Raw genomic sequence first — 390 nt, 5'->3', positions numbered from 1 at the left:
CGACGTCGTCGACCAGCAGGACCTGCACCTTCTGTGCCATGAATGCTCCCGGACAATGGGGGATTTGAGCTGACGCGCTCACTGTCTCACCCGACATTGAGCGCGTCAAACGCAACCCTCGAATTACGGGGCTTCTGTGCGCCCGCTGTGCTCGTGCTCGGCGTCCATCCGTGCGATCGCCTGGCGCTCGGAGCGGTCGGCGTTAATGATCGCCCGCATCGAGAACCAGAAGATCAGCCCGACGCCGACCGACGGCAGCAACGCTGCCAGAACTGCACCCCAGCCGTTCACGGACCCTCCCACGGTGACAACGTCAGACCTGCGGCTTCACGAGAGGGAATGGGATGGTGTCACGAATACCGTGACCCGTCATCGCGATGAGCAGCCGGT

General features: G+C 63.1%; 1 protein-coding gene. It reads right to left on the bottom strand.

Features of this window, described 5'->3' with window-relative positions:
• Positions 1–123: 123 nt before the first annotated feature.
• On the bottom strand, positions 124–303 hold the full coding sequence (locus G3I71_RS49640) for a hypothetical protein (RefSeq protein WP_070318860.1): 180 nt from the start codon (positions 301–303) through the stop codon (positions 124–126).
• Positions 304–390: the final 87 nt, after the last annotated feature.

This window comes from Streptomyces sp. SID12501 (genome assembly GCF_010550245.1).
Classification (GTDB): domain Bacteria; phylum Actinomycetota; class Actinomycetes; order Streptomycetales; family Streptomycetaceae; genus Streptomyces.
Note: the sequence above shows the minus strand (reverse complement) of the source record. Positions and strands in the feature narration are given on the sequence as shown.